Source organism: Bacillus sp. RHFS10 (genome assembly GCF_016757475.1).
In the GTDB taxonomy this organism is placed as follows: domain Bacteria; phylum Bacillota; class Bacilli; order Bacillales; family Bacillaceae; genus Bacillus; species Bacillus subtilis_G.
The window spans coordinates 1,032,703-1,045,939 of the sequence record NZ_JAESPO010000001.1 but is presented as its reverse complement, the minus strand read 5'-3'; the positions used below and the strand labels follow the sequence as shown (position 1 = coordinate 1,045,939).

The following is a 13,237-nucleotide window of genomic DNA, read 5'->3' as shown; positions in this document are numbered from 1 at the left end:
AATTGTGTTATGAAGTTGTAAATACAACAGTGTTTTCTCTGGAAAACGGTGGAGGTAACCCGTGTCCTGTTGTTTTGAATGCAGATAGTTTAACAACAGATAAAATGCAAAAGATGACAAAGGATTTTGCTCATGAATCAGCCTTCGTTTTAAAATCAACTCGTTCTGATTGTGATGTAAAGATTCGTTTCTTTGTTCCATTACATGAGATGGAAATGTGCATCCATGCGACTATAGGAAGCATTACAGTTCTCGTTAACCGAGGTATGATAAAACATTCACCGACTATAGTGGAGACAATGTTAGGGCCTGTTAAAGTTGAATGGGAAGTAAAAGGATCGAATTTAGATGTTAATGTTGAACAATTCTCCCCCAAATTTTTGAATGTAAATCCTACAGTAGAAGAAATATGTAAAGCATTATGTATTGGAATAGATGACATAAATAATTTTCCTATTCAATCTGTCTCTACGTCTCGTTATAAACTAATTATTCCTTTAAAAAGGGTGAGAACTCTTAACAATCTTAAACCTAATTTTGAATACCTTTGGAAATTATGTGATGAGTTTAACACTACTGGGTTTTATCCTTTTGCCATTGAGCAGGAAAGCAAGCAATATGTCCAGGCACGTCAATTTCCTAAGAGAGCTGGATACAACGAAGATCCGGCAACTGGTGTAGCCGCATCTGCATTAGGGGCATATTTAACCGAAAATAAGGTGTTCTACCCGTTAAAAGATGGTTGGAACAGCTATAAGATTATTCAAGGAGTCGCTATGGGGCGACCTAGTATTATTAAATCCGAAACTTTTATACAAGAAAGCAAAATTATTAGAACCCGAGTAAAAGGAAACGCAATAGAAAAACTCTGTTAATGGTCTTCAACAAACGGGCGCGATTGTTGAACAACATAGGTAGAAAATGATTAATCTTTATTATAAAAACCAAACTAAAATCTAATGAAGAAGAAGCCATTTTGATCAATCTTTTTTCAAAATGGCTTCTATTTATTTATCGTAAAATAAGGATTTGTAAGGTATTTTTGCTCAAACCTTATTTCAAAGCTACATTTTTAAATTAACATAGATTACCTAAATGCAGTATTTAAACTTTCGAAGTTTAGCGGCGTTGGTCCCGGGCGGCATGAAACCACTACCCCCTAATCATTTATTATCATTGAGAAATTTCTGTACAAATATATTCGTTAACATCGGTTATTTATGTACAGTGAAATAATTATGTACACGTAATGAATTAGGTAAAAACGCATGTTATATAAGTACGTGGATATATTTTTTAATATTGTACATTACCATTTATTGAGATACTTTATGCTCAGTGATATAGCTACCGTCGTCAAATGGTTCCTTTATTGAATGCAATAGCATTGGCGATACAAACAAAATATCACCTCCTACTTAGAACATATTAGCTAAGCGAAGGTGATATATAAAGCGATATGGCAGTGGTACTTAATGGGATTCAATGAGCTCAGGTGAATTGTTTTTAGGTGAATTCACTAAAGATGAAACTTGGTATGCTTCCATGTCATCAGCATCATAAGGCTGCAGTAAACTTGGTAGATAGTCAGGATCAGTATTTTTAGGATTGAGCCATTCCTTTTCGTTGTCATGAGTTAGGATAACGGGCATTCGATCATGTATGCCTTCCATAAGCTCATTAGGCTTTGTAGTAATGATTGTGCAAGTATATAAAGGATTACCTTCTGGAGTTTTCCACTTCTCATATAATCCGGCAAAAGCAAAGAGATTGGATGATTTAAGCTTAATCCGCATAGGAATCTTAGTCTTTGGATCAAGGCGTTTCCATTCATAAAAACTGTCAGCCGGTATGATACAACGTTTGCTTACGAGCGGCTTTCGAAAGCTGGGTTTCTCGGACAATGTTTCAGCACGAGCATTAATCATTTTATAGCCGATCTTTTCGTCTTTAGCCCAAGGAGGGATAAGACCCCATCTAAGTTTGTCCAGCCGGTTGTTAGATCCGTCATTGATGATTGTCAGGATGTTTTGTGATGGAGCGACATTATAGCTTGGGTAATATTCATCTTCAGACAAAAATTGATCTATGTTGAACTGTTCGATGATGTCATCAAACTCAGAGAATAAAGTGAACCTGCCACACATGTTCATCATCCTTTAGGGTTTTTGAATATTGTACAGGCTTGATACACGAAAATCAAAAAGGAGGAATGTGATGCAGCAAACGGTTGAGGTTAAAGAAGTTGAAGTGTTGATTAGGGGAATATGAAGAAAGAAAAAGTTCACTGATATTTATACATTCAACAGTTTTCTGGTAGACTGTACTATAATAAGAAAGCCCCCAAAATTGGGGCTTGAATCTGCGTTAATAACCATTAAATCCCTTAATTTCAAATTTTTCTGTATCGAGATTTAGGCTATTCAATTGCTTTAACAACACTTCAAATTTTAAGCAGTCACCGTTTCTTAATTCTTCTGGAATATCTTCAGGATTTGCAATTTTCATTCCATTCTCAATCCACTGTTTTCGGTATAACTGAATTGCAGCTTCAACTAAGTGATCTGGAGTTACTATAAAACCTAAGCTTACGTCATGATCTTCACTGTAGCCGTATTCAAAATCGCAACAAGGGCAGATATCAAATGTTTTTTGATACTCACCATCATTGTTTAAGGGGTTGTGAATTAATCCTTTATATCCGCAAATTAAACATGTATATAATTTTGCCATAGCAATCCCTCTTTAAGTTCCTATTTATTTTTATAATAATTATAACCAGCTTTTTTATTTGGATGTTTTGGCTTGAAGTAAGTTATTATAGTATCTTTATTTCCTTGTCGTTCTACAGATAAGAATTCATTTGTCTTCTTATTACTTCTGGGGGATGGGTCATCTTACTTAGCGGGTTTAGCAAATATGGTTATTTTAGGAGAATATCCTGTTGTTTATTTTAAAGATCGTAAAGAGTTTAAAATGGCCGGGGCGACACTAATGACACGCCACAATGTTACAATTTATGAAGACAAAGATCGCAAGAAAAGAGGTGGCCCAAAAGCTGCTGATAAATAAGTTTAAACAAAAAAACCTTCCAGAAAGGGAGGATTAATACTACATATTGACTAAAGTGTAAGTCAATGAAACGATGAATAATAAATACGAAATATAAGAAATTGCTTTTGAAGAACTTGTTTTATGTCTTTGGAATGTATAAATAAGTGCAAAACCTAGGAAGAAAACTGTTACAAACCAAGAAGTGTATTGTGGAAAGATGGCGACCAGTAAAACCATGATTGTTGAAAAAATAAATGATGAGTAATGAGTAACTTTATGATCATTATTCAAAGAAATCACCTCTACAAATTTTTACCCAATTTAGTGTGTATTAAAACATTATATAAAAAGGAGAATAGAAAAATGCCAAACATTATTTCTAAAGAGCAAGATGAAGCAATTTAATACTTTAGAAACAAATTAAATTTATCAGACAAAGACCTATACTTAGAGACAAGAACGAACAATATGCTAACATTCTTTATCAGTTATATAAAGATGATCCGTATTTGTTTATTAGGGCTTTAAAAGAAGGATACGTGGTAAATCAACCAATTGAATTTGATGAGGCCATTGTGCGTTTCTTTAATGGAGAAGAACCGGCTATTGTACATAAAACAATCGGCAGAAGATACAATGTTTGTGATATTTCAAATTGTTTAAGTTAAAACATATATTGTAAGGGATTTTAAGGAAGGATCTAGATAATGTTGTAGAAGCATTCATCATGAAAGGGGTTATAAACATGCAAGTTTTAAGGATCTTTATTGTTCATGTCTTGTCTGCGTTATCAGCTGCTGCTGTTTATGTTTTTGGCATTGATTATGATGGTTACTATCCATACATTCTAATAAGTGCTATTCTCTATATCTTTTATTTAATCTTTGCAACACCTGTTCAATACTTAATAAATCGTAAGCCAAAAAGATTTAGCCTGAAATATTTATTCATATACTTATTCTTTTCCTTCTTAGTATGGTTATTCTTCGCTTTAATCACTGATCCAATGAACACCTTAGGGATTCTATTATCATACGAAATTCACTTATTTGGCATTTCATTTGCTTTTATCTTTTGGGTCTGGGACTCAGTTTTTCTGCAAAACAAGGCAAAGACAGCAATCTAAGTTATCACAATCCACAAACTCATGATACATTTAAGGAATAACGGTGCCATATAAAAAATTGGATTTGACCTCATGAAGAATAATTCAGAATGGCTTTTCTTTATTTTGAAAGGGGTCGAGTAAGGTGAATAGAAAAAAGGATGAAATACAAAGAAAATATAGGGAACAAATGAGAGAGAAGACAGAACAAGAAAAAAAAGATGGCAGTTCACATACTTTTGAGATTGTTGTTGTACTAGCCATCATTATATTGCTGATATTCTTTAATTCAGTATTCAAAGCTTTTTAGATAAAAGAATCGTTAATTGTAAAAATGCAGGCTATTTTTTAAAAAATAGCCCAGTGCAGCCAAACCAATTCTAAGTACTAATGCTTCAATCTTTCTGATTAGAAAAAAAGGGGTTAAATGAGTTTGGGGATATTCACCATATGGAAGAATTTGAGGACTTGAAACTTCAAGGGGCAATTAATGCTTAAATAATGAATCACTACATATTGGGGATATAAAAAATGAAATAGTATAATGAATTTATAAATATAGCTAAAACTCTTAATAAAGAATTAGATATCATTCCATTATTATATGGCTCTTTAGGTCTTGAAAAGGTAACTGGGTTGGATTTTTCCCCAGAAGATATTGATATCCTTATTCCTTTACTTTTTTTAGAGGAAAAGTGGGAAAAACTAAAAAAAATTATGGAACTGCAAGGTTATAAAATGGTTGATTTACATGAGCATGAATTTAAGAAAACTAATACTAATATAGGCATTGCGTACATAGAGGATTTAAAACCATTTGCAGATGTAGACTATAATAACCTAGAGGTTTTTGAAGATTACGGAGCGAGATATCATTTGATAACTATTGATGATTACCTCAAGATTTATAATAATTCTTTGTTAGATGGCTATAGAAGAACAAAGAAGAATAATAAAGACCAAAGTAAAATTAACATATTGAATAAACTGATACAGAATTAATTTCTGTTTTTAATAACAAACTTATGTTTGCAACAATGCCGCAATGAAGAAGCATTTGATCAAAAGTACAATTTCTAGCACTTTCATTACCAATAAAAGTTTAAAGTGGAATACCAATCTCTCATTAAATAAAATAAGAGTTTTAAAAAACTTATTTGTAAAGTGAAATTTTAGTACGATTAAGCACTAACTATATCTATCTTAGTTGAGAATTATATTCAGCATGCAAAAAATATAGGTGCGGGTTCTTTTGTCTTTTGCTCTTGCCTTCATGAGTGTTTGATAATCAGTTTAAATCATTTGTTCGTTTGCTAATTTTAGACCGTATTCTGACGCTGAATTTTCATCATCTCGCCTGCAGTTTGCGCTTATTCTTAGCAGAAGGTAACTCATCTTTAAAATCTTCTTTTGATATCTAAGGTCGTGACGTCGAGTATACATTTAGAAATCTCTTATTCTGTTAAGACATAATGGAATTTGATATTGAAATAACATTAGCCATGGTCTAAGATTCTTCTATGTAGATAAGTCGGCCTCCTCCAAGCTACCAAGAATACACTCGTTAAAGAAGCAATTTTAATCAAGATCAATTGATTGGTCAGCAATGCCAGCCTAATCTTCATAAAATGATTTTATGTATTGCACTCCTGAAAGCTCGCTATCTAAGCAGTTTTGAATATGTCTCAAATATAAAGTATCCTGTATATACCATAGTTGGTATATCAGCCACAATAGCCGAGAGTTCCCTATAAGGAGGACAACGCTGTGCGGAAAGCTTTAAGACGTTTATTTAAGATACAGAAAAATCAAAGTCCAGACGCTGATGGCTATTTGCATATTCTAGAGAAGGATATAAATCTAGAATTAAAACAAAAAATATATGTGTTGGAAGGCTTAGGGGAAGTAGTAGCAGAAAAACTGCAACGTAAATATACAGATGTTTTTGAAAGTCAGGGCAAACGTAACCTTAGCATCAAAATTTATAGAGATATAGATGGAGATGGGATAAGTGATTTAACAGCTGAGAGGTGCTTGGAAAAAGAATACCGTTCCCAAATCACAATTAATTATGGAATTTTAACAGCCAATGAAGATGAAGATATAGACGCATTTACAATTGATTTATGGTATTACTACGGTGGATTTATAGGAAGCGGTTGTGGAACATTATTCGATTTAAATAATGACTTAGAAAAGGAAATTGAAAAGGTACTAATTTTTTTACTCAATGACAAACAATCCGAGAAATAAGAAGAGAGCCACAAAGGGCTTTCCGTTAACTGGTTATGTTTTTAGCGAATAGAAAAGCCCCTAAGAGAGCTTGGATATTGCATGTACCTTATTATGTGCATGATGAGAAGGTGGAATGATCACTTTAAGTTTCAAGCTTTGATGAGTATTCAGGAAATAAAGACTGAAACTTTGTTTTAATTTTAAAACGATATTGGATGAAGAATACATAATTAAATCCCTTTATGTTTTTCTGTAACCTGATCCATCTATAGTGGTTGTCATGACGTAAACATTATTCGTGTTTTATTTGCCAAAAGTTTAAATTAAATTTTTGAAAGAAAAAATTGTTAAGCTTTCAACCGCCTATACCCGAAAAACATAAAAGAACAGTCCCCATAGCGGAAAACAAGCCGTTTTTATGAGGAACCGCTTTATAAGTGTTATTCTCTTTATCTGTTATTTAATCTTTGCTGCGCCTGAAAAAGAAGGTGAAATCAATATTTTTCTCAAGCCAATTTAAATTTCACCTGAAAAAAACGTTGAAAAAGCTGAAAGGATTTTATAATATTAAATCAAGTTAGTTTGTTTGGTCAACAAACTAATGTGGTGAACTTATAGTTGTCCATACGATAAGTTCTTTTTCAATATGGATGAAAGGGGGGAAGAGGCTCGACAAAAAACAGATGAATTTACTGCTTGCTGATCACTATTTAGATGAGGATAATGCTCAGTAAAGTAAACCACTAAATTGTTTGCACTCTTTTGAAAGCGCTTTTATAAAACGCTGGGCATAAGTCTGGAGATATTTTTCCATTTCTTACTGTTCCATATTAAAGGATCGAAAAGGGGAGTAATCATGCTCAGTGAAAATGTAAAGAAGATTAGGATGGTTGAAAAAGTTGGATATGCGTCTGGGGATTTCGCATGTAATTTAATTTATGCAACGGTGTCTACTTACCTTTTGTTCTTCTATACAGATGTATTTGGTTTATCGGCGGCAACAGCCGGCACGATGTTTTTAGTGGTTAGAATCATTGACGCTCTCGCTGATCCTTTTATTGGAACAATGGTAGACAGAACGAACAGCAGATTTGGACGCTTTAGACCGTATCTATTATTCGGGGCTCTCCCATTTGTCATACTGGCCATACTCTGTTTTACAACTCCAGATTTTTCGGATATGGGAAAATTAATATATGCCTATATCACCTATGTTGGCTTGTCGCTTACATATACAATGATAAACGTTCCATATGGCGCGTTAACTTCTGCAATGACTAGAAATAATCAAGAAGTTGTTAGCATAACATCAGTTCGCATGCTATTTGCAAATCTTGGAGGACTTGTCGTTGCTTTTTTTGTTCCCTTACTGGCTGCCTATTTAAGCGATATTTCCGGTAACGAATCTCTTGGCTGGCAACTAACCATGGGTATTTTGGGTATGATAGGCGGGTTCCTTTTAATCTTTTGTTTTAAAAGCACAAAAGAGCGTGTCACTCTTCGAAAATCTGAAGCGAAAATTAAATTCTCTGATATTTTTGAGCAATTTCATGTAAATCGTCCGCTTGTTGTATTAAGTATTTTCTTTATTATCATTTTCGGAGTGAATTCAATAAGTAATTCAGTTGGCATCTATTACGTGACGTATAACTTAGGAAGAGAGGATTTAGTGAAGTGGTACGGTTTGATAGGGAGCTTGCCTGCATTGGTCATTTTACCGTTTATTCCAAAGCTTCATCAACGATTGGGGAAGAAGAAATTACTAAACTATGCATTATTACTGAATATAATCGGCCTCCTAGCTTTACTGTTTGTTCCGTCAAGTAATATATACCTCATACTCTTCTTTCGATTAATCGCTGCTGCTGGAAGTCTCACTGCCGGGGGATATATGTGGGCGCTCATTCCTGAAACAATAGAATATGGAGAATATAGGACTGGGAAAAGAATGGGCGGGCTCATATACGCTATCATCGGATTTTTCTTTAAATTTGGCATGGCCTTGGGAGGGGTTGTACCGGGATTGGTTCTAGATAAGTTTGGATATGTGGCAAATCAGGCACAAACGCCGGAGGCATTAACGGGAATTTTAATTACAACTACCATTATTCCCGTGTTCTTACTGGTTTTAGCCATGATTGATATTCATTTCTATAATTTAGATGAGAAAAAATATAAAAACATGGTACGAGAATTAGAGAATAGAGATAAAGTTTATTTGGATAACATTGATGAATTCAAAGCTTAAACATTGATGAGTGAAAAGAAAATAGCTGAGGAGGAGTCCCAAATGAAGATTATCAATCCAGTACTTAAAGGATTCAATCCCGATCCAAGTATTTGTAGGGTAGGAGAGGATTATTATATCGCTGTATCTACATTTGAGTGGTTTCCAGGAGTACAGATACACCACTCAAAAGATTTAGTGAATTGGCACTTAGTTGCACATCCATTACAGAGAGTTTCACAATTAGACATGAAAGGAAACCCTAATTCGGGTGGGGTTTGGGCGCCATGTTTAAGTTATAGCGACGGAAGGTTTTGGCTGATCTATACGGATGTTAAGGTCGTAGATGGCGCTTGGAAAGATTGTCACAATTATTTAGTGACTTGTGAAACGATTAATGGTGACTGGGGAGAACCGATTACATTAAATAGCTCGGGGTTTGATGCTTCTATGTTCCATGATACGGATGGAAAAAAATATTTATTAAATATGTTATGGGATCAGCGTATTGATCGGCACTCATTCGGAGGAATTGTCATACAGGAGTATTCTGGTAAGGAGCAAAAATTAATTGGTAAACCGAAAGTTATATTTAAAGGAACGGATAGAAAGCTGACTGAAGCTCCGCACCTTTATCATATCGGGAACTATTATTATTTATTAACTGCAGAAGGAGGAACTCGGTTCGAACACGCTGCTACAATTGCCCGTTCTTCAAGCATTGAAGGCCCATATGAAGTTCATCCTGATAATCCACTCTTAACATCGTGGCATGATCCAGGAAATCCACTGCAAAAATGTGGACATGCCTCCATTGTTCAAACACATACAGGTGAGTGGTATTTAGCTCATTTAACGGGACGTCCTATTCATCCTGACGATGATTCCATTTTTCAGCAGAGAGGATATTGTCCATTGGGCAGAGAAACAGCTATTCAAAAACTCTGTTGGAAAGAGGAATGGCCTTATGTAGTAGGTGGAAAAGAAGGAAGCTTGGAGGTAAAAGCCCCTGCTGTATCAGAAAAGATATTTCCAGCAACCTATCCGGAAGTTGATGAATTCAAGGATCCAACATTAAATATTCATTTTCAAACGTTAAGGATCCCGTTTACAAATGAATTAGGTTCATTGACTCAAGTGCCAAATCATTTGCGATTATACGGTCATGAATCATTAACCTCGACATTTACTCAGGCATTTGTAGCCAGACGTTGGCAAAGTCTCCATTTTGAAGCTGAAACTGCAGTTGAGTTTTATCCGGAGAATTTTCAACAAGCCGCCGGATTGGTGAACTATTACAATACTGAGAACTGGACGGCTCTTCAAGCCACGCATGATGAAGAACTTGGCCGTATTCTTGAATTAACAATATGTGATAACTTCTCTTTTTCACAGCCATTAAAAAATAAAATTGTGATTCCTCGTGAGTTAAAGTATATATATCTAAGAGTAAACATTGAAAAGGAACAGTATTATTATTTCTATTCTTTTAACAAAGAAGATTGGAGAAAAATTGACATTGCATTGGAATCGAAAAAATTATCAGATGATTACATCCGTGGAGGAGGGTTCTTCACAGGTGCCTTTGTAGGAATGCAATGTCAAGATACCAGCGGTAATCATATTCCGGCCGACTTTAGATATTTTCGTTATAAAGAAAAATAATGTACACGTGAAAAAGGAGACTTCTATTGAAGAACTCCTTTTTCATAGGAGAAGGTATCCTTAATAAAATGGTCTTATTCAACATTACACCAACAAAACAAAAACTCATCTTTGAAGATGAGCGTAGAACATAGAGTTTTGTACAATTTAATCATGTAACGATATCTAGAAAATGTTCAATAACAATCGAAGACATTCCTAATGCCGGTGCATTCTTTCCTAAGGAAGATGGCAATAACTCATAGCTATTGGCCAATTGGGAATAAACCCTGGATGACACTTCACTTCTAATTGAATTTAAAACCATTGGATGCGATTCGATTATGCTGTTTCTTAAAATGACGGCTTGTGGGTTGAAAGTATTTAAAATATTGGTAAGGCCTATGCCTAAATAGAATCCAAAATTTTGTAGCGCATTTAAAGTTCCAATATCATTCAGATGGGCGAGGTCTATGATATCTTGAGTGAACACTTTTTTCTCTTTAGTCTGAAGAGATGTTAATAAAGCCTTCTCGGATGCATACAATTCCCAGCATCCTCGGTTTCCGCAACTGCATTTAGGTCCATTAAAGTCTATTGTCATATGTCCCATTTCTCCGGAGAATCCGCTGACACCTCTATATAAATGATTATTGATAATGACACCGATCCCTATTCCTGTACTGATGCTTGCATAAATAATGTTATCGTGATTTTTTGCAGCACCGAATACTTTTTCACCATATGCACCGGCATTTGCCTCATTTTCAATAAAAACAGGAACATTGAACTTCTCTTGGATGAAAGGTTTTAAGTCAATATTTCTCCAGTTGGAGTTCGGAGTGAAAACAATTTTTTGATTTTCATCAATGAGCCCAGGCACGCATATGCCTATACCAATAAGCCCGTACGGAGATTGTGGCATATGTGTCATAAAGTGATGAATCATATTAACTAGAATGTCTTTCGTTATTTCTGGAGAATTGCATTCCAAATGGTGGTGTTGGTCCAGAACGATCGTCCCTTCAAGGTCTGTTAAAATGCCATTAATATAATCTACACCAACGTCTATTCCTACGGAGTATCCAGCCTTTTGATTAAAAACAAGCATGACAGGTCTTCTGCCGCCGCTTGATTGTCCCTGGCCGATTTCAAATACAAGATTTTCTTTCATTAATGTGTTTACCTGTGATGAAACAGTTGATTTATTTAAACCAGTTCTTTCAGATAATTTAGCTCTTGAAATAGGTGAGTTCTTAAGTATTTCTTTTAATAATAATTTTTGATTTACTTTTTTGACAAAGGTTTGATCTGCGATATCCACTTCATCCACTCCATTTGTATAACCTATAAATTAAGTTGAAATTTTTATGTGTTCAGTATGAAACATGGTACATAGCGAATCTTACCCTTATTATATCTAATGTGTTCATAAAAAACGAAAAAAATATTGAAAATGCGGATGAGGTTATATAAGATGAAAATAAGTTAGTTTGTTTGAACAACAAACTAATAAACAATCTACTTACAATATGGCATAAAATGCGCCTGAATTTATTTTTAAGGGGGAAATCACATGGCTCAATCTCATTCTAGTTCAGTTAACTATTTTGAAAGCGTAAACAAAGTGGTTTACGAAGGGACAGATTCCACTAATCCTTTAGCATTTAAATATTATAATGCTCAAGAAGTAATCGGCGGAAAAACGATGAAAGAGCATTTGCGTTTTTCTATTGCTTATTGGCATACATTTACCGCTGATGGCACAGACGTTTTTGGAGCGGCTACGATGCAAAGGCCGTGGGATCAGTATAAAGGAATGGATCTGGCCAAGGCGAGAGTAGAAGCGGCATTTGAGTTGTTTGAAAAACTGGATGCACCATTTTTTGCTTTTCATGACCGAGATATTGCACCCGAAGGAAGTACATTAAAAGAGACGAATCAAAATTTAGATCGTATCGTGAGCATGATGAAAGAGTACATGAAAACCAGCAACGTTAAGCTATTATGGAATACTGCAAACATGTTCACGAATCCACGTTTCGTCCATGGTGCCGCGACTTCCTGCAATGCAGATGTGTTTGCGTATGCTGCAGCACAAGTAAAAAAAGGGCTAGAAACAGCAAAAGAACTTGGCGCCGAGAATTATGTGTTTTGGGGCGGCCGTGAAGGATACGAAACATTGTTAAATACCGATTTAAAATTTGAACTTGATAATTTGGCCAGATTTATGCATATGGCAGTGGATTATGCGAAGGAAATCGGGTATACAGGGCAGTTTTTGATTGAACCAAAACCAAAGGAGCCGACCACTCATCAATATGATACAGATGCAGCAACAACCATTGCCTTTTTGAAGCAATATGGCTTAGACAATCATTTTAAATTAAATCTCGAAGCCAATCATGCCACATTAGCCGGACATACATTCGAACATGAATTACGCATGGCAAGAGTACACGGTCTGCTTGGCTCTGTTGACGCGAACCAAGGTCATCCTCTTTTAGGCTGGGACACGGATGAATTTCCGACAGATTTATATTCCACGACATTAGCAATGTACGAGATCCTGCAAAATGGCGGCCTTGGAAGCGGCGGATTAAACTTTGACGCAAAGGTCAGTAGATCTTCTTTTGAGCCTGATGATTTAGTATATGCCCATATTGCGGGGATGGATGCATTTGCAAGAGGATTGAAAGTAGCTCACAAATTGATCAAAGAACGTGTGTTTGAAGATGTGATTCAACATCGTTATCGCAGTTTTACTGAAGGGATTGGCCTTGAAATTACAGAAGGAAGAGCTAACTTTAATACACTTGAGCAATATGCGCTAAATAATAAATCAATTAAAAATGAATCTGGAAGACAGGAACAATTAAAAGCAATATTGAACCAATACATTTTAGAAGTATAACAGATGAAAGAGAAGCTCCATACTGCCGTAAAAGATATAGCAGGATAGCCAAGTTACC

The 13,237-nt window shown here is 35.1% G+C and carries 13 protein-coding genes and 3 pseudogenes; 10 read left to right on the top strand and 6 right to left on the bottom strand.

All coding sequences use genetic code 11. From position 1 onward, the window contains the following. Positions 1 to 2 precede the first annotated feature (2 nt). Complete coding sequence (locus tag JMN17_RS05230; protein WP_202327648.1) at positions 3 to 875, top strand: PhzF family phenazine biosynthesis protein; 873 nt, start codon at positions 3 to 5, stop codon at positions 873 to 875. Between the two features lie 453 nt (positions 876 to 1,328). Here JMN17_RS05230 and JMN17_RS21685 read toward each other — a convergent pair. The 4 genes and pseudogenes from JMN17_RS21685 to JMN17_RS21680 form a co-directional block, all read right to left on the bottom strand. After that, a pseudogene (locus JMN17_RS21685) lies at positions 1,329 to 1,403 on the bottom strand (hypothetical protein); the annotation flags it as partial. Positions 1,404 to 1,472: 69 nt separating this feature from the next. Further along, positions 1,473 to 2,147 carry an SOS response-associated peptidase gene (locus JMN17_RS05225; RefSeq protein ID WP_202327647.1) on the bottom strand — a complete coding sequence of 225 codons (675 nt, stop codon included), beginning with the start codon at positions 2,145 to 2,147 and terminating at the stop codon, positions 1,473 to 1,475. 220 nt (positions 2,148 to 2,367) lie between these two features. Beyond that, positions 2,368 to 2,733: a hypothetical protein gene (locus tag JMN17_RS05220; protein WP_202327646.1), complete on the bottom strand. Its 366-nt coding sequence runs from the start codon at positions 2,731 to 2,733 to the stop codon at positions 2,368 to 2,370. Between the two features lie 20 nt (positions 2,734 to 2,753). Next, positions 2,754 to 2,876 (bottom strand): annotated as a pseudogene (locus JMN17_RS21680) (SAR2788 family putative toxin); the annotation flags it as partial. A gap of 43 nt (positions 2,877 to 2,919) precedes the next feature. Between JMN17_RS21680 and JMN17_RS05215 the strand changes: the two are divergent. Next, positions 2,920 to 3,072, top strand: coding sequence for a hypothetical protein (locus JMN17_RS05215; protein ID WP_242519855.1), 153 nt, complete (start codon positions 2,920 to 2,922; stop codon positions 3,070 to 3,072). Between the two features lie 39 nt (positions 3,073 to 3,111). On the opposite strand, the gene JMN17_RS21675 is transcribed toward JMN17_RS05215, so the two are convergent. Beyond that, positions 3,112 to 3,345, bottom strand: coding sequence for a hypothetical protein (locus tag JMN17_RS21675; protein WP_148961745.1), 234 nt, complete (start codon positions 3,343 to 3,345; stop codon positions 3,112 to 3,114). A gap of 72 nt (positions 3,346 to 3,417) precedes the next feature. On the opposite strand from JMN17_RS21675, the pseudogene JMN17_RS05210 reads away from it, so the two are divergent. From JMN17_RS05210 to xynB, 7 genes and pseudogenes are all read left to right on the top strand, one after another. Continuing rightward, positions 3,418 to 3,722, top strand: a pseudogene (locus tag JMN17_RS05210) (hypothetical protein). A 77-nt stretch (positions 3,723 to 3,799) separates the two neighbouring features. Continuing rightward, positions 3,800 to 4,180, top strand: coding sequence for a UPF0715 family protein (locus JMN17_RS05205; RefSeq protein ID WP_202327645.1), 381 nt, complete (start codon positions 3,800 to 3,802; stop codon positions 4,178 to 4,180). Positions 4,181 to 4,304: 124 nt separating this feature from the next. Further along, positions 4,305 to 4,469, top strand: a complete 165-nt coding sequence (locus JMN17_RS05200; protein WP_202327644.1) for a hypothetical protein — start codon at positions 4,305 to 4,307, stop codon at positions 4,467 to 4,469. Positions 4,470 to 4,711: 242 nt separating this feature from the next. Then, positions 4,712 to 5,161, top strand: coding sequence for a hypothetical protein (locus JMN17_RS05195; protein ID WP_253269160.1), 450 nt, complete (start codon positions 4,712 to 4,714; stop codon positions 5,159 to 5,161). 765 nt (positions 5,162 to 5,926) lie between these two features. Then, positions 5,927 to 6,412 (top strand): hypothetical protein, encoded by a 486-nt coding sequence (locus JMN17_RS05190; RefSeq protein ID WP_087993895.1) that lies wholly within the window; start codon positions 5,927 to 5,929, stop codon positions 6,410 to 6,412. Between the two features lie 838 nt (positions 6,413 to 7,250). Next, positions 7,251 to 8,642 (top strand): MFS transporter, encoded by a 1,392-nt coding sequence (locus JMN17_RS05185; protein WP_202327643.1) that lies wholly within the window; start codon positions 7,251 to 7,253, stop codon positions 8,640 to 8,642. A gap of 42 nt (positions 8,643 to 8,684) precedes the next feature. After that, the gene (xynB, locus tag JMN17_RS05180) at positions 8,685 to 10,286 is read left to right on the top strand and encodes a xylan 1,4-beta-xylosidase (RefSeq protein WP_202327642.1); all 1,602 of its coding nucleotides are present in this window, start codon (positions 8,685 to 8,687) and stop codon (positions 10,284 to 10,286) included. Between the two features lie 151 nt (positions 10,287 to 10,437). Here the strand turns inward: xynB and xylR are convergent, their stop codons facing one another. Beyond that, positions 10,438 to 11,589 (bottom strand): transcriptional repressor XylR, encoded by a 1,152-nt coding sequence (gene xylR / locus JMN17_RS05175; RefSeq protein ID WP_202327641.1) that lies wholly within the window; start codon positions 11,587 to 11,589, stop codon positions 10,438 to 10,440. A 252-nt stretch (positions 11,590 to 11,841) separates the two neighbouring features. On the opposite strand from xylR, the gene xylA reads away from it, so the two are divergent. Further along, on the top strand, positions 11,842 to 13,179 hold the full coding sequence (xylA, locus tag JMN17_RS05170) for a xylose isomerase (protein WP_202327640.1): 1,338 nt from the start codon (positions 11,842 to 11,844) through the stop codon (positions 13,177 to 13,179). Positions 13,180 to 13,237 lie beyond the last annotated feature (58 nt).

Excerpts from the sequence above, each read along its gene's own strand:
- JMN17_RS05205 (WP_202327645.1), top strand. The coding sequence starts at position 3,800 with ATGCAAGTTTTAAGGATCTTTATTGTTCATGTCTTGTCTGCGTTATCA.
- JMN17_RS05215 (WP_242519855.1), top strand. The coding sequence starts at position 2,920 with ATGGTTATTTTAGGAGAATATCCTGTTGTTTATTTTAAAGATCGTAAA.
- JMN17_RS05220 (WP_202327646.1), bottom strand. The coding sequence starts at position 2,733 with ATGGCAAAATTATATACATGTTTAATTTGCGGATATAAAGGATTAATT.
- JMN17_RS05185 (WP_202327643.1), top strand. The coding sequence starts at position 7,251 with ATGCTCAGTGAAAATGTAAAGAAGATTAGGATGGTTGAAAAAGTTGGA.
- JMN17_RS05225 (WP_202327647.1), bottom strand. The coding sequence starts at position 2,147 with ATGTGTGGCAGGTTCACTTTATTCTCTGAGTTTGATGACATCATCGAA.
- xylA (WP_202327640.1), top strand. The coding sequence starts at position 11,842 with ATGGCTCAATCTCATTCTAGTTCAGTTAACTATTTTGAAAGCGTAAAC.
- xynB (WP_202327642.1), top strand. The coding sequence starts at position 8,685 with ATGAAGATTATCAATCCAGTACTTAAAGGATTCAATCCCGATCCAAGT.